Source organism: Neobacillus drentensis (genome assembly GCF_036965425.1).
In the GTDB taxonomy this organism is placed as follows: domain Bacteria; phylum Bacillota; class Bacilli; order Bacillales; family Cytobacillaceae; genus Neobacillus; species Neobacillus drentensis_F.
Genome location: NZ_JBALPP010000084.1, coordinates 5950 through 22692 on the forward strand (window position 1 = coordinate 5950; position 16743 = coordinate 22692).

17 protein-coding genes are annotated in these 16743 nt (G+C 39.6%); 5 read left to right on the forward strand and 12 right to left on the reverse strand.

What is annotated here, in order from left to right:
* Positions 1-324: 324 nt before the first annotated feature.
* Together V7161_RS19555 and V7161_RS19560 are read left to right on the forward strand one after the other, a co-directional pair.
* A complete protein-coding gene (locus tag V7161_RS19555) occupies positions 325-1356 on the forward strand; it encodes an OB-fold nucleic acid binding domain-containing protein (RefSeq protein WP_335714582.1) in 1032 nt (343 codons plus the stop codon).
* A gap of 18 nt (positions 1357-1374) precedes the next feature.
* On the forward strand, positions 1375-2685 hold the full coding sequence (locus tag V7161_RS19560; protein WP_335714583.1) for a hypothetical protein: 1311 nt from the start codon (positions 1375-1377) through the stop codon (positions 2683-2685).
* 214 nt (positions 2686-2899) lie between these two features.
* Here the strand turns inward: V7161_RS19560 and V7161_RS19565 are convergent, their stop codons facing one another.
* The 6 genes from V7161_RS19565 to V7161_RS19590 form a co-directional block, all read right to left on the reverse strand.
* On the reverse strand, positions 2900-3037 hold the full coding sequence (locus tag V7161_RS19565) for a hypothetical protein (RefSeq protein ID WP_420491646.1): 138 nt from the start codon (positions 3035-3037) through the stop codon (positions 2900-2902).
* A 57-nt stretch (positions 3038-3094) separates the two neighbouring features.
* Positions 3095-3835 carry an amino acid ABC transporter ATP-binding protein gene (locus V7161_RS19570; RefSeq protein ID WP_335714597.1) on the reverse strand — a complete coding sequence of 247 codons (741 nt, stop codon included), beginning with the start codon at positions 3833-3835 and terminating at the stop codon, positions 3095-3097.
* Positions 3836-3839: 4 nt separating this feature from the next.
* Positions 3840-4547, reverse strand: coding sequence for an amino acid ABC transporter permease (locus tag V7161_RS19575; protein WP_335714584.1), 708 nt, complete (start codon positions 4545-4547; stop codon positions 3840-3842).
* Between the two features lie 63 nt (positions 4548-4610).
* The gene (locus V7161_RS19580; protein ID WP_335714585.1) at positions 4611-5474 is read right to left on the reverse strand and encodes a substrate-binding periplasmic protein; all 864 of its coding nucleotides are present in this window, start codon (positions 5472-5474) and stop codon (positions 4611-4613) included.
* A gap of 27 nt (positions 5475-5501) precedes the next feature.
* Entirely contained in the window at positions 5502-6773 is a 1272-nt protein-coding gene (gene hisD / locus V7161_RS19585; protein ID WP_335714586.1) for a histidinol dehydrogenase, read from the reverse strand.
* Between the two features lie 158 nt (positions 6774-6931).
* Positions 6932-7621 (reverse strand): GntR family transcriptional regulator, encoded by a 690-nt coding sequence (locus V7161_RS19590; protein ID WP_335714587.1) that lies wholly within the window; start codon positions 7619-7621, stop codon positions 6932-6934.
* Between the two features lie 148 nt (positions 7622-7769).
* On the opposite strand from V7161_RS19590, the gene V7161_RS19595 reads away from it, so the two are divergent.
* Positions 7770-8282, forward strand: coding sequence for a GNAT family N-acetyltransferase (locus V7161_RS19595; RefSeq protein WP_335714588.1), 513 nt, complete (start codon positions 7770-7772; stop codon positions 8280-8282).
* Between the two features lie 201 nt (positions 8283-8483).
* On the opposite strand, the gene V7161_RS19600 is transcribed toward V7161_RS19595, so the two are convergent.
* The 3 genes from V7161_RS19600 to V7161_RS19610 form a co-directional block, all read right to left on the reverse strand.
* Complete coding sequence (locus tag V7161_RS19600; protein ID WP_335714589.1) at positions 8484-9770, reverse strand: MFS transporter; 1287 nt, start codon at positions 9768-9770, stop codon at positions 8484-8486.
* A gap of 115 nt (positions 9771-9885) precedes the next feature.
* Positions 9886-10542 (reverse strand): bifunctional 2-keto-4-hydroxyglutarate aldolase/2-keto-3-deoxy-6-phosphogluconate aldolase, encoded by a 657-nt coding sequence (locus V7161_RS19605; RefSeq protein WP_335714590.1) that lies wholly within the window; start codon positions 10540-10542, stop codon positions 9886-9888.
* Between the two features lie 14 nt (positions 10543-10556).
* Positions 10557-11348, reverse strand: coding sequence for an IclR family transcriptional regulator (locus V7161_RS19610; RefSeq protein ID WP_335714591.1), 792 nt, complete (start codon positions 11346-11348; stop codon positions 10557-10559).
* Positions 11349-11604: 256 nt separating this feature from the next.
* Between V7161_RS19610 and V7161_RS19615 the strand changes: the two genes are divergently transcribed.
* Positions 11605-12192 (forward strand): AAA family ATPase, encoded by a 588-nt coding sequence (locus V7161_RS19615; RefSeq protein WP_335714592.1) that lies wholly within the window; start codon positions 11605-11607, stop codon positions 12190-12192.
* A gap of 97 nt (positions 12193-12289) precedes the next feature.
* Positions 12290-13057 carry a TSUP family transporter gene (locus tag V7161_RS19620; protein WP_335714593.1) on the forward strand — a complete coding sequence of 256 codons (768 nt, stop codon included), beginning with the start codon at positions 12290-12292 and terminating at the stop codon, positions 13055-13057.
* A gap of 46 nt (positions 13058-13103) precedes the next feature.
* On the opposite strand, the gene V7161_RS19625 is transcribed toward V7161_RS19620, so the two are convergent.
* The 3 genes from V7161_RS19625 to V7161_RS19635 form a co-directional block, all read right to left on the reverse strand.
* The gene (locus tag V7161_RS19625; protein WP_335714594.1) at positions 13104-13430 is read right to left on the reverse strand and encodes a hypothetical protein; all 327 of its coding nucleotides are present in this window, start codon (positions 13428-13430) and stop codon (positions 13104-13106) included.
* Positions 13431-13604: 174 nt separating this feature from the next.
* On the reverse strand, positions 13605-15710 hold the full coding sequence (locus tag V7161_RS19630) for a sensor histidine kinase (RefSeq protein WP_335714595.1): 2106 nt from the start codon (positions 15708-15710) through the stop codon (positions 13605-13607).
* Positions 15685-16371: a response regulator transcription factor gene (locus V7161_RS19635; protein WP_335714596.1), complete on the reverse strand. Its 687-nt coding sequence runs from the start codon at positions 16369-16371 to the stop codon at positions 15685-15687. The genes V7161_RS19630 and V7161_RS19635 overlap by 26 nt, the downstream gene beginning before the upstream one ends.
* Positions 16372-16743 lie beyond the last annotated feature (372 nt).

Sequence of the window (16743 nt, forward strand, 5' to 3'; positions counted from 1 at the left end):
ATATCATCCTATGTATTTCCAAATTAATCTATTTTTGTATATATTTTTTCACAAACTCCACAGGGACCTTTCTCATGCTCTTTAATGAGGTTATTACCTTCCACAAGAACCGCTCCCAATGTTTCTAGTATGTAGAATTCTATCCATAAAGTACCTTCTGTTATGAATTTATCGTATCTTTATAAGATACATTTTGAAAAAATATCTATACAAATGAAAGAATTCATAGAGAAAAGTAGCATTCTATATTAATAATTTTCTATTATTCCAACCATTTCAAATGGTAGAATATTTTATATATTGGATATGATTTAGGAGGCCACCATGAAGACTCAGTTGAAATTTATTATTTATGCAATTTGTTTAGTCATTATTATTGGAGCAGTAGCAATGTATAAAAATGGCCTTTTTACTAAAGAAGGCTCAGACAAAGATAAACTGCCTGTTGAGGTAAAAACAGCTTCAAATGTTAGCACCAATCAAAAATCCAAAACTATCAGCATTGGTGAAATTAATAAGAGCATGGTCAACGATCACGTAAGTATTATTGGTGAGATTAGTAATCGCCGTGACCATAAGAATGGACACGTCTTCCTTACCGTAAAAGATTCTAGCGGTGAAATTCTTATACCAATTTTTTCCGATAAAAATATCAATAGTGATGATTTTGTTGTTGGAAAGCAATATCTGTTTTCAGGGAATGTAGACCAATATAATGGAGAAGTTGAAATCATTCCTACTAGTCAAACAGATATAGTCCCAGTTATTTCATCTACTAGGATTGAAGAAAAGGATGAAGGTCAAATTAAATCAATTAACGGGACGATTATTTCTAAATACGCACACCCTCAAGGTCATACTTTTTTAGTTGTTAAGACAGACGGTACCGGGCAAGAGCTAGATATCCCATTGTTTAACACACTTCAACCAAACCCTGATGATTATCCTATTAATTCAGTGGTATCTATTAAAGGCAAGGTTAGCATTTACAAAGGCAAACTGCAGCTTATTCCGAATGGACTGGATGATGTAGCTATTTTAAAAAAAGGTGACGATTCTGCCGTTCAAAATGTAAAACTGTCCGATATAAATACATCTAACAGAGGCAAAATGGTCATCACAAAAGGATTTGTAAAAGAAGTAGTCGAAAAAGACGGCCACCTGTTTTTCAAACTTTCTGACAATGGAAAAGAAATTAAAACCGTACTATTTAAGGCTGACGCACAAGAAATAGAAGGCAGAAAAAAACGGATTTTTAATGCAGAAAAAGCACAATTTGAAGTCAAAATTCTTGGTATGGTTGATGTTTATGACGGGGAATTAGAAGTAATTATTGATAAGGTCCTTGTTGATTAATTTGTAGGAGCGACACACATGTCTGAATTATTTATTTTTATCATTGCGGGATTAACTGTTATTGTTTCAATGCTTCTACCCTCCTTCTGGTTTTATTTTATTTGCATACCCGTTTTACTTATTTTATTGGTACTTGTATACAAACAAAGGAATGTTAACAATCAGCAAATAAATCCATATTTACTTAGTGGTATAGGTGCCGTTTTTGCTATAATAGCCATCTTTTTTAACCTTCTATCTACACCAGCTTTAACATTAGCTGCCTTCTTCTTCCTTAGTTCGTTAATAAAAGTATTATTGAAAACTGGGACTGCCCCTTCAAGTAAAACTGTGGCAATCGAAATAAAACCAGGTGATCTAGTGAATCAAAAAGCCCTGACTCAAGATAGCCAGGTCCAAGATAGGGATAATCAAACAGAATTACTGCTAGCTATTACAAAAAAAATTGATCAATCGTTTTCAGACATTATTACCCGGCTGCAAAGAATTGAGGATAAGGACTTTTCAATTGATAACGCTGTTCAAGATTCACTTGTTGAAAGACTTAAAACAAGTATGACATTTGAGATGATGCAGTATTGGAAAAAGAATCAGGAACAAATGGATAAAAATATGAATCTAATGTATAATGCCCTGGATTACGAAATAAAAATGGTAGAAAACTCAATTGAAATTCTTGTGTCTACTATGATTAAAAACAATAAAACACAAAGTGACATCCAAGCAGCTATTGACATGATGAAACATAAATCAGAGGAATTAGTGACCATCGATATGATTCGTGAGGTAATAAAAGAGACCATTCAGGAGAACAGTCATTCATTTCAATTGCAGCATATACAAAACTATCAAATAAAGAATTATTTATACAAGGCATTAGATGAAGCCAAACATGAGGTATGCATTATTAGTCCTTGGATTTCCAAATGGGTGACTGAGACCGAAATGATCTCTCGTTTTAAAAGCTTACTGGCTAGAGGAGTTAATTTAACCATTTTATATGGCATCGAGGGAAACTCCTCATCTATAAAACATGATAATAGAGGCGAAGCAACCGAAAAATATGTTCAGATGTTAAAAAACTCCCTTACCAAGAAAAAGTACCCGGGTCAACTGCGTATTGATAGAATCAATTCACACTACAAGCTATTCATTTGCGATGAAGACTTTTACGTTGAATCTAGCATGAATATGCTTTCTAACAAAGGCGATTACGGTGAAGGGTTTCAGTGGCATGAAGGCGGTACCTACTCGGAGCATAAAGGAATGCTGCTTACACTCAAAAAGCTATATTTTGGGTCTAACAATAAATATACAATGACCATTTAACGATATCCGCTATCTAATTTTTGTACAGGAAACAAAAAGAATGAAATCACATAGGTTAGGGACGGTGACTTCATTCTTCTCGGGCAATCAATAACTTTGAAATTAGTCTTGCCCTTTGGAAAGAAACAAAGGCACAACTAGTAAAAATCCACTAGTTGTGCCTTTTTGCGGGTGAAAATTCCGATTGTCCCCTTAAAGAATCGTCCCCATTGTCTCAAGTCAATTTAATAACCATAAATTTCACATCAATCATTTCTGCAGTCGCAGATGCATCCGCTTCCCGGCCAATGCCGCGCATCTTTACCCCGCCATACGGATAATTGTCCTGCCAAACCGTCGAGATTTCATTGATCCATACCCCACCGGTTTCTAGAACTTCAAAGAATCAGATAGCCCGATCATCCACTCCCTAATGCTCTACTTTTTGAAGAAATTCCCGGGTTCGGTTATGTTTCGGGTTATGGAAAAACTCTTTCGGAGGCCCTTCCTCCACGATGACTCCCCCGTCCATAAAAATAACCCGATCGCCAACCTCTTCGGCAAATTTCATTTCATGTGTGACTAATACCATCGTCATTCCTTCGTTTGCTAATTCACGAATGACATTTAAAACCTCACCAATTAGCTCAGGATCGAGGGCAGAGGTTGCCTCGTCAAACAGCATCGCTTTCGGTTCCATCGCCAGTGCTCTTGCAATCGCAACACGTTGCTGCTGCCCGCCTGATAATTGACTCGGATAATGATTCATCCGATCTGCTAATCCGACTTTGCGCAGATATTTTTCAGCTGTTTCTCGTGCAGCTTCTTTAGACTTTTTTCGAATTTTGATTTGCGCCGCCATCACATTTTCGAGTGCCGTCATGGTTGGGAATAAGTTAAATCGTTGAAACACCATCCCGACTTCAGTTCGAAGGGAGGCAACATGTTTCTCATCAAATTTTCCGCCAGGTTTGATAAAATAATCGCCATGCACCTTTACAGTCCCGCTTGTTGGGATTTCCAAGAAATTAAGACAGCGAAGAAAGGTGGATTTCCCCGATCCCGATGGACCGATGACAACAAGCTTTTCCCCCTGTCTGATTTCCACATCAATTCCTTTTAAAATTTCATTGGAGCCAAAAGATTTTCGCAGCTGGTTCACTTCAATGATTGCATTAGACATGACGACGTAATCTCCTCTCCATTAATCTAACTATTTGAGCCATTGGCAAGCTTAAAATTAAATAGGCTATTGCTAAAAGCGTGTAGGATTCAATGGTTAAGAATGTTTGAGAGGCATAAGTTTGTGTTCTTAGCAATAGTTCACTCACCGTAATAAAGGCAAGAAGTGAGGTATCCTTCACCATCATGATGATGTAGTTGCCGAAGGTCGGTAACGCAATTCGGCTGGCCTGTGGAATAATGATGGACCACATTGCCTGCTTGTTCGTATAGCCAAGGGCCAAAGCCGCTTCTGTTTGTCCACGGTCAATGGCGGTAATAGCCGAGCGGATGACTTCCGATAAATAAGCCCCATAATTCACTCCCAAGGCAAGAGTCCCGGCAATGAATGCATTAAAATTTAGTTGGTATCCAGGACTCCAAAATTGAACCACCAAAGAGACGAGCAATGGAACGACATAGTACATATACACGACCTGGACCAGCAAAGGAGTTCCTCGAATAACTTCAAGAAAGATGACCAATAATCGATTCAGCCATTTAAGCTTCGATAATCGCCCTAATGCAATCAACGTGCCCAGTACCAACGCCAGGATAAAACCGCATATAGTAGCTCCAAGAACGGTCCCCATCGCCCGTAACAATTCTGGATACAAGTCTTTAAAGGCTGTCGCAAAATCTAAACTTTTTAAGATGTCCATATGTATCCCCCTTTTTAAAAAAGATAGGAGAGCCTAAGGAAAGAGCTCTCCATGAAAAACTGCTTACTTACCAGCAGGCACGAAGTTATCTTCGTTTAATCCATACTTTTTCAAAACGTCAAGGATGAACCCTTCTTCCTTAAGCTTATCTAATTCTTTATTCACGGCTTCTAATAGATCTTTATCTGACTTGCGGACAGCTGCTCCAATATTTCCAGCGGCCTCAGCTTTATAAGGAGAAACTAATTTTAAATTCAACGTTTTGTCATTAGTGATACTATAGCCAGCTACTGCACTATCAGTGATACAAGCATCAATTTTTTTTGTATTTACAGCAAGAAGCAGTTCTGATTGAGAATTAAACACCTTTACTTCTTTAATTTTGCCTTCTTTTTGAAGCTTTTGAGCAAATTCAAGGAATGCTGTTCCTTTTTGACCGCCAACAACCTTGTCCTTCAAATCATCCAATCCTTTGATAGTAGAATCTTTTAAAACAACCAGCGCTTCCCCTTCGGTATACCAAATATTAGTGAAGTTCGCGATTTTCTGACGTTCCGGCTTGATATACATCCCATCTGTTACCATATCAACACCTTTGTTGTTAAGCTCAAGCAGCAAGTTTTCAAACTTTACTTCTTTCATTTCAACCTTCGGGATTCCTAAGCGTTTGGCCACTTCTGCAATAATTTCAGCATCAATACCTTCAAATTTCTTTGTATCCTTATTGATATAAGCAAATGGAACATCGTTCGATGATGCCACAACTAGTACACCCTTTTCTTTTGCTTTTTCTAATGTACTTGTGGCAGATTTGCTGTCACCTTTTGAATCACTGGCATTTCCGTTTGTCGTCTTTTCACCGCCGCAGCCGGCTAATAGAATAAGAGAAAGAAGAGTGAGCAAAAACATTTTTGTGAATTTTTTCATCATAATTCCCCCATAAAATGTATTTTTTTATTCAATATCCAGTTTTCCGCTCCATCTGATATTGGCTGAGCGAAGATGACCAATCAGCCCTTCTTGGCCTGATTGCCGAACACAATGAGGTGCAAGCACTTCTACACCTTCTTTTTTGATAGATTGATAGGTTACGACTTTTAAAAACGTCCCCACCCATACACCACCTGTATATTTGGCCGCGGCACGAGTAGGTAGGATATGGTTGGTTCCACATACTTTGTCCGCATAGACAACAGAGGAAAGTCCCCCTAAAAATAGAGATCCATAATTGATGAATCGATCTTTAATCTCATACGCATTAGTCGTTTGGACATGAAGATGTTCCGGTGCCCAATCATTCACAATCGAGATGGCTTCCTCTAAGCTATCCGCAAGGAATACTTGTCCCCATCGATCCCATGAGACACGGGCCACTTCGGCAGTCGTTAGTGTTTTAAGCTGTTCTTCGATTTCACGAAGAACGGCCATTCCTAGATTTCGATCGGTTGTGACTAAGGCAACCCGGGCATTAACATCGTGTTCCGCTTGGGCGAGCAAATCGGAAGCGACATAGACCGGATTGGCAAATTGATCGGCAACAACCAGCACTTCACTAGGGCCGGCTAACAAATCAATGCCGACTTGACCATGAACCTGGCGTTTTGCTTCGGTTACAAACACATTGCCCGGACCCGTTATTTTATGAACCGGACCAATTGATTCTGTTCCATAGGCAAGAGCCGCAATCGCTTGAGCTCCTCCAACACGGTAGATTTCATTCGCTCCAGATAAGTGGGCCGCAGCAAGTACCGCTGGATGGACCTCTCCCGTTTTGGTTGGAGGTGTACATACTTTCACGTTTGATACACCCGCGACTTTGGCGGGGATGATTGCCATCTGCGCCGAAGATAACAGCGGATATCGTCCGCCAGGAACATAGGCTCCAACGGTTTCGATTGGAATGACCCTTTGTCCCAAATAAACTCCCGGAATCATTTCTTGCTCAAATTCTGTGAGTGTTCGGCGCTGTGCCTCAGCAAAGGCTTTTATCCGCTCTACCGAAAATTGAATGTCCTCAATCAACGTCTGCGGTAATTGAGATAAGGCTTCCTGGATATCCTTCTCTTGGACTCGCAGATCCTCGATATCCACCCCGTCAAACTGCCTCAGATAGGCTTTTAGGGCGGCATCCCCTTCTTCACGAACGCGTTGAATAATAGAAGAAACGGCTTCTTCTACCTGAATTTTTTCGCCTCCCTGCAGCTGCTCCTGTTTTAACATTTCCATGAACTGTTCTCCCTTCTAACTATTTGCTTGTTGAACCAGCACTTCCTTAATGGAGGCTCCCATCCAATCCATCAGCCAGCTGTTTATCTGTAGACGGCATATTGTATCCTCCTAAACGTGTACAATAATTGTATACAATCAACCCTATTAAAAAATTACTAGGGGGTGTACCGAGTAATGATTTGATCAATGGTTAATGCGTGATTTAGTTTTTTCGTGAAGTCAATATCTTTTACGATGTATGGAATGTGCTCTTCTGCAAGCTGCTTGGAGTGGTTGGCGTCTCGTTGATGGATGGCGTTATACAAGGCTCGATGCTCATGATGAGAGTGGGTGGTATTGGATTCTGTAACATCATAGAATGTGAGGATGATATGTGTAAGAGAAAGAGTCTCGCGCAAGTATTGAATTAGGTAGGCATTCTGACTCGCCTCAATCACTGTCATATGAAAGGACTGAATGGCCTGTAATGCATGATGTGGTTGACTTTGCTGGTAAAATTTTTCCTCTTCCTCAATAAAAAAGTTCATCTTTTCTAAATCGGAAGGACTTGCGTTAAGCGCTGCTAAATAAGCGGCTTCAGGTTCCAATAACTGCCGAACAAAGAAGATTTGTTCCGCTTCTTCAGGTGTTGGACAATGAACAAAAGCTCCCCGATTGGGAATAAAACGAACCAGTGATTCATACTTGAGCCGTGAAAGAACTGATCGAATAGGGGTTCGACTCACTCCAAATGCTTCTGCAAGCGATGACTCGACTAATTGCGTGCCCGGAGGAAGCTCCGCATTAAAAATGGCGCTTCGCAAGATTTGATAAATCTGCTGTTCTCCCATTTTTGAGTGTGACAAACAGCCACCTCCTCTATTACTATATAATGGTAGTTTAAGGACATTATTTAGAATAGTCAATATTTTTTTAATATTATAATAATTTCTAATTTCGCAATAACCGTCCCCATGTCTTTCTGTGCTAAAATGATAATGAGGTGTATTTAATATGAAAGTAATGGAAACCAATCAATTAATCCTCCGCTGGTTAACGCCTGATGATGATGCCTTTATCCTTGAACTTTTGAATGAACCATCTTGGATCCGTTTTATCGGAGATAAAGGTGTGAGAACGCTGGAGGATGCTAGAAACTATATTTTAACAGGACCAATGGATATGTACACTCGAAAGGGATTTGGTCTTTACTTAACGGAGCTAAAAGACGGTGGAATTCCGATTGGCATTTGCGGCTTGATTAAAAGGGATTCTTTAGAAGATGTTGATATTGGCTTTGCCTTTTTATCAAAATTTCAATCCAAAGGCTATGGATACGAGGCAGCCTCTGCTACATTGGAGCATGGGATTGAAAAATTGGGACTCCATCGACTTGTGGCGATCACCTCTAAGGATAATGACCTTTCCTCCAATCTACTAGAGAAAATTGGAATGAATTTTGAGAGGTTGGTTGTACTTCCACCAGACACTGAAGAGCTTAAATTGTTTGCTTTTGAAAAGAAATAATAAGGATGCCGCCACTGGAACCGTTATATGGTCTCCCGAATGAATTTAAAGTATAATAAAAGAGAAGTGCTAAGAACACTTCTCTCTTCATCCCTACCGCCAAGTAGGGTAATATTATTATTTCTCTGAGGCCATCCTGTTGCTTGCCACAGCTAGGATGGTTTTCTATTTTTATTGAAAGATTTCAACTTATTACTCATACTAATTCACCGTAATTGGCTTTTTCAAGAAGATACCGTAGCTGACAGCCGAAACAACCAGCAATACCGCTCCAACAAGGAAGACATGTTCAAACGATCCAGTTGCCTGCACGATTGCACCTGTCACGATAGGTGCTAGTGATGCTCCAACAAAGCCGCCAAAATTTTGAATTGAACCTAGTGATGCCACCATGTTTTTCGGTGCTACGTCAGTCGCAAGCGTCCAAATGACACCAGTTGGTACTGAAGAAGCAAAATAAGCAATTGTTATTAATGTGATCGCACCAGTAACACCTGATACATACGGAATTGGTATGACCGCACATGCGGCAACGATCGCTCCGCAAACAAGCGGGATTTTCCGTGCCTTAATCGGCTGATAGCCTTTGCGGATAAAGTAGTCAGAAATGATACCTCCAAGAGGCACGCCAATGATCCCCATCAAGAACGGAATCGAAGCCACCCAGCCCGTTTTCAAAACCGTCAAACCGCGGTCTGCCACCAAGTAACCAGGCAGCCATGTTAAGAATGTCCACATTGTATAAACAAGTCCAAAGTTACCAATGATCATAAACCAAGTAGATTTGTATTTAAATAGTCCGCCCCAGCCAATCTGCTTCTCAGCGGCGTCAACCTTAACTTCTTCTTCATCTTTATTAATTTCAATAAGTTCGAATTTAGTAGGATTACGATACACTGCCCACCAAATAGCCATTACGACAAGACCTGCTGCCCCAATGATCACAAACATGATTTTCCAAGAGTAAGCAAGCATAAGTGCCGTTAATAATGGAGGAGCAATCCCGTTCGCTATTTGGGAACCAGTATTGACAATAGCAAGCGGTGTTCCACGGTCTTTTTTAGAAAACCAAGTATTGATTGCCTTTGTAGCCGCTGGGAAAAACGGCGATTCCGAAATACCCAGTAAAACACGCAGCGTATAAAAAAGCGAATAGCTGTTTGTAAAAGCCGTTAACAAGGAAACAATCGACCAGGAAACAATCGCGCCTGTAAACATTTTCTTCGGACCAATTTTGTCAACCAGCCAGCCTGCTGGAAGATTCGCCAGTGCATACGGCCAAAGGAAAGCGGACAATAAGACCCCCATTTGCAAAGGAGATAAACCAAATTCCTTCGAGATTAAAGGGTTTGCGACACTTAAATTAGAACGGTCCAAATAGTTAACGACCGCACCAACCAAAATAATCATGACCATCGCCCAGCGCGTTTTATTGATACTCTTTGCCTGTTGAACATTTTGCATGACTTCTTGCTGCAATTTAGCCATTCTTAAAACTCCCCTCTTTTTTAAAATCGATTAAACTCGTTATGTAGATCCCTGAAGTCATCATGAAAACCTTTGCATTTCTTTTTAAAGAGCAAGAATCCACTCTTGCTTCTTCTTAAGCCAAGGAATACTTTGCTTTAGAAACGGCTTGTAGAAATTCTCTTGCGGCAGCCGTAACCTTTTGATAATCACCATCCTTACGGGCAGCTTTCGAGATAAAGCTTCCCACACCTACAGCGACACAGCCGGCCTGCAGCCACTCATGTACATTCTGCGGGGTAACGCCGCCTGTCGGCACAATTGGTGCTTGCGGAACCGGTGCCATAATGGCGCTTACATATTTGGGAGCCACTACTTCAGCCGGGAATAACTTCACGATGTCTGCACCCGCTTCGAGCGTCTCGATGACTTCCTTTGGAGTAAAAGCCCCGCTGATTGTAACGGCCTGGTAGCGGTTTGCCATTTTAATCATTTCCGGATTCAACTGCGGGCTGACTAATAGTTCTGCCCCAGCAAGGAGTGCCGCGTTTGCTGTTTCCGCATCCAAAATCGTACCGGCACCAATTAAGATACCTTTGTCCTTATATTGCTTGGCTAGCGTGCGAATTACATTTAGGGCATTGGGTACGCTCATCGTAATTTCTAACGCTTTAATTCCTCCCTGAATCGCTGCTTCGGCAACGGCCAAAGCCTCCTCTTCGCTTTCGGAACGGATAATCAGGACTATACCGCTTTCATAAATCTTGTTTAAGTTTTCTAGTTTTCTAGGCAAAACCATAACCTCCTCTAAATATTTTGATACAACCGTTTGGCACTGTAGCCAAGCTGGTTGGACAACTTGATCGCTGTTTCGGAAATTAAATTACTTACCATCTCCTTTCGCTCAGGTGTCATACTGGATAGCACGCTTGCAATACTAATGGCGGCGACCGGCTGATTCGACTGGTCAAAGATAGCGGATCCCATACAATACATTTCTACATTGTCCTCGCGGTCATCAATCGAATAGCCCCGTTCCCGAATCTCCTTCATATCCTGCAAAATTTCCGGCAAGGTTACTTTTGAAAAGGATGTCTTTCTCGGAATTTCACCATCGCCATAAAGATATTCAATTTTTTCATCTGGCATGGCGGCCAGCAAGGCTTTTCCAACACCTGTCGTATGAAGGTACCGGCGCGAACCAAGCTTTGCTGTCGGACGCATTACGGAGAAATTTTCCGCCTTATCAAGGTAAACCACTTTCCCTTTGTCCTCGACGCCCAAGAAAACAGTGCTGCCCGTTTGCTTGTTCAATTCCAGCAGAAGCGGTCTGGCTAATTGCGTAATCTCCATATTCGCTTGATAAGCCATTCCCGTTTCAAAAGCGGCCAATCCTAATCGGTATGTTTTTAATCTAGGATCCTCTAACTCTATAAAACCTTTGTAAAGTAATGTCTGCACCAATTCGAAGCCGCTGCTTTTGGGCATGCCCATCTCGGTACAAATTTCATTTAATGTTAAAGCTGTCCCCGTTTTTGCCAGCAGGACGAGCAGGTCTAATGCACGTTCAGCTGATTTATTGATACGGATTTTTTCCATTTGGTTTGCTCCTTATTAAGTTCACATATGCGAACTTGATTCAGCATTGCGAATTTATGCCTTAAGTATAGTTATCTCAAAAAATAAATTCAATAGTTTTTTGAAAATTAATTTAATGGAATTTTTTTAAAAAATTGAGATTGAAATGAGAGGAAAGTTGAGATAATCTAAAAATAGAATTCGACATACGGAATGTAGTTCACATATGCGAATTAAAATGTAACCGTTTTTAATATAAAACGAGGAGGATTTGATTATGAAGCCCACTGTCATATTTTTAATAGGTCCTGCATCTTCCGGGAAGTCAACTGTCGGAAAACTGCTCGTTTCTAAGTACAATTTTGGCTACTTAGATAAAGACATGATTTGTAATAAATTCACTGGTAAATTACTAGAAACCAATGGGTATTCTCCTTATGACCGCGATGGCTGCTCTTTTTATACAGATGTGGTCATGGACCTCGAGTATCAAACCTTACTCGACATTGCGAATGACAACCTTCAATTAGGCAATTCCGTCATTCTGGATGCCCCTTTCCTTGGCTATTTTTCTAATAAAAATTACATAAATGAATTGATCAAAAAATATAACTGGCAAACGATCAACCCAATCGTCCTTAAGGTAACGGTTGATTTTGCCACCCTTAAACAAAGGATGGAGGCCAGAGCTCTTGAAAGAGATACCTGGAAACTGGCCAACTGGGAGACGTATGTTCAAAGCATCCAGGAAAAACAGTGTTTATGGGAAAATATTAAAATGATATCTTTTGATAATAGCAGCGACACGGTCGATACCGAAAAACTCTTTCAAATGCTGGATTTTAAAAGCGGTATCACTATTTAATGATTCTCGTGGCGGGCCTTGAGGACAATGGGAGAGAATGACAATTAGTCAATAATCAGGTACTATACTAGTAGTCACCAAAGGAAAGGCTGATTGTATGCATCTAGACATAGAACCTTCGTTATTAATGATTTTGATTGTTTTTGGATTTTTAGCTTCATTTATTGATTCAGTTGTAGGGGGTGGCGGGCTAATTGCACTGCCTGCGTTACTATTTACAGGACTGAATCCGGCGACAGCAGTTGCTACGAATAAATTGGCAGGAACGATAGGTTCTTTAACGAGTACTATTATGTTTTATCGTTCTGGTAAACTCGAGATAAAATCAGTGTTGAAATTATTTCCACTTACTTTCATTGGCTCGATGATTGGAGCTTGGACTGTTCATTTAATGAACCCTGAAGTGCTTAAGCCATTAATGCTGGTCATGCTCGCAGCGGTCACTATTTATACTATTTTCAAGAAAGATTGGGGCAGCATATCAGCGCCTAAAGAATTGTCCCTCCGCCGCTATATTATGTTTATGCTGGCGATTTTTGCAATTGGTTTCTATGATGGATTTATTGGTCCTGGAACAGGTTCATTCTTAATTTTTTCTTTTTTATTGATCGGATTTGATTTTTTAAAGGCGGCAGGAAACGCGAAGTTTTTAAATTTTGGCAGTAATATTGCTGGACTATTGATGTTTATGTTTTTAGGACAAGTCCATTACACGTATGGACTCATAATGGGGGTAGCCCAACTTGTTGGTGCGATTTGCGGCTCAAAATTTGCGATTAAAAGAGGAAGCGGTTATGTTCGTGCCCTGTTTATTGCCGTAACCTGCTTATTGCTTGCGAAAAATATTTATGATTATATTCATTAACTTCTTAAAGTAAAAGCCGATATGATATAAATCATATCGGCTTTTGTCAATGCATATTATACCATCCATGCCCTAAGGCTTCTATGACCCGAATTTTCCTAACAAGATAGTTATTTATAAAAATCTCTACAGTTGTAGAAAAATTGTCAAGAATCACTCTATTTATACTCCATATTTTACCTAATCCCTGTGTACAGTACATATTTTCCAGTCCGGGTTTTCTCCCCTCTCTAAGAAAAATTCGAGCAGACCTAATTCCATCACCCGGATAATGTCCGAGTTCTTCTATTTCATCACATCGTGTGGGCAATTGACCAAAGAGCATTACCGTAATAAAACCGTCTGTTCTAGTTGCATCAGCTTCTGTAAGCATAAAATTTTCTCCTCGTATAAATTTTAATAAATTCACTTATTATATGTAATCACCCATGGCATGGTACTAAGCTTATTAATTAATCTCTCTTAAAAATGCTAAAAGCAGTGCGATTTCAGGTGTGAAATCCACTGCTTTATGCTTGTTTTTATAAAAGACTGAACGTCATTTACATTAACTTTCTTCCACAACTTTCGATTGCGAATCTATCATCTTAGGAAAAGTAATAACCGCCTTAAATAAATCTCCGTCGACGTGGATGTTAAATTTCCCCTTTTGAACTTCAATCAGGCTTTTCGCAATCGATAACCCAAGCCCGCTGCCTTGGCTGGATCTGGATTCATCGCCACGCTTAAAGCGTTCCATTAATTCGTCTGCTGAAATATTTAACTCATAGGCGGAAATGTTCTTAAAGGAAAGCTGAATTTCATTCCCCGCATCCTCGATATCGATATATACTCTAGAACCACTGAGCGCATATTTAAAGATATTCGATAATAAGTTTTCAATGGACCTCCATAGTAATTTTCCATCCGCGCTAATATACACCTTATCCTTGGGATGATTCAGCTTGAATTGCAAACTCAAGTCTTCAATCTTATCATTCACTTCGCCAAGTCCCTGGGTAACTAAAGACACGATATCAATTTTCTCAAAATCAACTGAAATAGTTCCACTCGTCGCTTTGGCGGCTTCAAATAAATCATCGGTTAATAGTTTTAGTCTTTTCGATTTTTGATCTAAGATATTGATATATTCGGCAGCCCTTGGCGTAACCTCTTCGGCTTTTAATAAATCCACATAGGTGATGATCGATGTTAATGGAGTTCTTATATCATGAGAAACATTGGTGATTAACTCCGTTTTTAACCGCTCACTTTTGAGCTCACTGTCAACAGCCTCTTTCAGTCCATCCGTGATGCTGTTGATATTGTTCGCAAGTGTTTTAAACTCCCCGCGGTTTGGCACTTCGATTCGATGATGAAGACTTCCCGCCTTAATTCTTTCCACTCCATCCTGGATGGCTTGAAAACTCTTAACCTTTTTATAAGCAAACCAGGCTGCCAGACCAATAGTAACCGGGAACATAAAAAACGTTAACGCAATCAATACAGGGTAACCAATGACGATTAATACCGTCTTGACCCCGACATTCCCTGTCTCATAGACATTTCTTACAATTGTTATGAGCTTACGAATGATGGTAAAAATCAAGGTATGTTTCAGCAATGTTTTATTTTTAAAATGTTTAACCAGTGAGAGAATCAAAACAAGCACGGCTGCTAAGATCGGGATGGTGATAGGAATGGCTATTCTATCAATGCTTGTGTGTGCCACATTATCCATCATTGTAATCCAAATGGCGATTAGGCTCATACATAGAAGGATATTGATATCATTGTATAGTTTGTTCAGAGGATAAAGGTGCACCTGATCATCTTTAAATGACCTTCTTCCCGCGACTAGGATGAGATAGCCAAATGATAGAATGAAACCTAGCAAAAATGCAGCTAAAATATAAAGATTTTTTGTGACAACGGCTTTATCTTCTTTCCACTCGTTTATTTTCTGGTTTAAAAAGTCGTCTGCAAATGCTATATAAACCACCGTTTTGTCCTGGTTCAATTCCTCAATTGGATCCCTAATAAATTGAAATTGCTCATTCTCTTCGATTTTTTTCGGATAAACCTCTCTCTTATAATTCCCAAACACCAAATAAGCAGGATACTCTTTAAACTGGCTTTTTTCTGACTTCGTTGTGTTCGTATAGACATTTACACCATCACTGGCATAATACAACGGATTTTTCTGATCTGAGAGCTCTTGCAATACGGCATGATAATTCCTTAAATCATCCTTTATCAACTTTTCACGAGCCTGGGCAATCTTGTCGGAATACTCTTTTTTAAAAGTGGAATAGTTCTCCGCCTCGCTTAAATCAGGCCGATAGCTCTTAGAAAATTGCTGAAAATCGGAATATAAATTCTGTTCTTCCACCCTCAAGCTTTCTTCTCTAATCGCCCCGCCCTTTAAAATTTTGTCCTCACTCTTATAGTCTCGAAGCAGGGTAGCGAGATTGTCCACGACCTTTTGATTTTCTCTGATAAATGCATGACTGAGAATGTAGTCATCTTCCATAACCATGCTAAAATAACCATCTTTGACAACTTCAACCTGGACAATCGCTTTGATGATACCCGTAAAACAACCGACCGCGATCATAAATACAATGATTTTCGTTGTTAATAAGTGGCTATATTTTTTCAACTTTATATCCAACTCCCCACACCACCTTTAAATATTTTGGCTCCTTCGGATTGATTTCGATTTTCTCTCTTATTTTTCTAATATGTACGGATACGGTATTTTCCGGACTAAACGCCGTTTCATTCCATACCCTTTCATAGATGTCCTCAATCGAAAAGACTCTTCCGGCGTTGGCCGTCAGCAATTTCAAAATCTTATATTGCACCGGTGTAAGATGGACCACTTCTCCATCGACCGAGATGATTTTACTTTCATCATCAATGACCAGTCCCCCTGTCCGAAAGACATTCTTCTTCGTTTCTAGACTTCCCAATGTGGTATATCTCCTCAACTGGGACTTGACCCTTGCAATCAGCTCCAGCGGATTAAACGGTTTGGTTATGTAGTCATCTGCCCCTAAATTCAATCCGATAATTTTATCCGAATCCTCCGATTTAGCAGAGAGCATAATCAATGGTATATTATTTTCTTCTCTAATTTTCATCGTAGCCCTTAACCCATCCATCATGGGCATCATAATATCCATGATAATAAGATGAATCTCATGATCTTTGATGATATCTATGGCTTCCAACCCATTAAACGCCTTAAATATTTGATATCCTTCATTTTCTAAATAAATACCGATCGCATCGACGATCTCCTTATCATCATCACAAACCAACAAATTCATGGATATTCACTCCCAACTATGACGGTTACCTTTACTATCACCCTTTAGTATGACTACAAAAAGAATCTTATCAAGCAAATCTTAACAAAAACACGATGTAAATCTTAAGGTTTTCTTAACGTCTCTATTTTAAAAAAAGAAAAGAGCCTAAAATTTTAGGCTCTACCTGCGTATTTTTGCTCTTTTTACAACTTTCGAATCACTTTTTTGCCATATATAATCTTACTTCTTGTGGGACAACTATTTTGCCTCCGTTACTGTCAATATAATCTACAGCACTATCTAAAATAGCCTTCTGCTTATCTTTATCTATATCATGAAAGCCGGAGTAAGAATTCATCAATCTTATATATCTTTGTGTAGTATATTCAT

Excerpts from the sequence above, each read along its gene's own strand:
- V7161_RS19625 (WP_335714594.1), bottom strand. The coding sequence starts at position 13,430 with ATGCTTACAGAAGCTGATGCAACTAGAACAGACGGTTTTATTACGGTA.
- V7161_RS19560 (WP_335714583.1), top strand. The coding sequence starts at position 1,375 with ATGTCTGAATTATTTATTTTTATCATTGCGGGATTAACTGTTATTGTT.
- V7161_RS19610 (WP_335714591.1), bottom strand. The coding sequence starts at position 11,348 with ATGGAAAAAATCCGTATCAATAAATCAGCTGAACGTGCATTAGACCTG.
- V7161_RS19595 (WP_335714588.1), top strand. The coding sequence starts at position 7,770 with ATGAAAGTAATGGAAACCAATCAATTAATCCTCCGCTGGTTAACGCCT.
- V7161_RS19580 (WP_335714585.1), bottom strand. The coding sequence starts at position 5,474 with ATGAAAAAATTCACAAAAATGTTTTTGCTCACTCTTCTTTCTCTTATT.
- V7161_RS19635 (WP_335714596.1), bottom strand. The coding sequence starts at position 16,371 with ATGAATTTGTTGGTTTGTGATGATGATAAGGAGATCGTCGATGCGATC.
- V7161_RS19575 (WP_335714584.1), bottom strand. The coding sequence starts at position 4,547 with ATGGACATCTTAAAAAGTTTAGATTTTGCGACAGCCTTTAAAGACTTG.
- hisD (WP_335714586.1), bottom strand. The coding sequence starts at position 6,773 with ATGGAAATGTTAAAACAGGAGCAGCTGCAGGGAGGCGAAAAAATTCAG.
- V7161_RS19620 (WP_335714593.1), top strand. The coding sequence starts at position 12,290 with ATGCATCTAGACATAGAACCTTCGTTATTAATGATTTTGATTGTTTTT.
- V7161_RS19555 (WP_335714582.1), top strand. The coding sequence starts at position 325 with ATGAAGACTCAGTTGAAATTTATTATTTATGCAATTTGTTTAGTCATT.
- V7161_RS19615 (WP_335714592.1), top strand. The coding sequence starts at position 11,605 with ATGAAGCCCACTGTCATATTTTTAATAGGTCCTGCATCTTCCGGGAAG.
- V7161_RS19600 (WP_335714589.1), bottom strand. The coding sequence starts at position 9,770 with ATGGCTAAATTGCAGCAAGAAGTCATGCAAAATGTTCAACAGGCAAAG.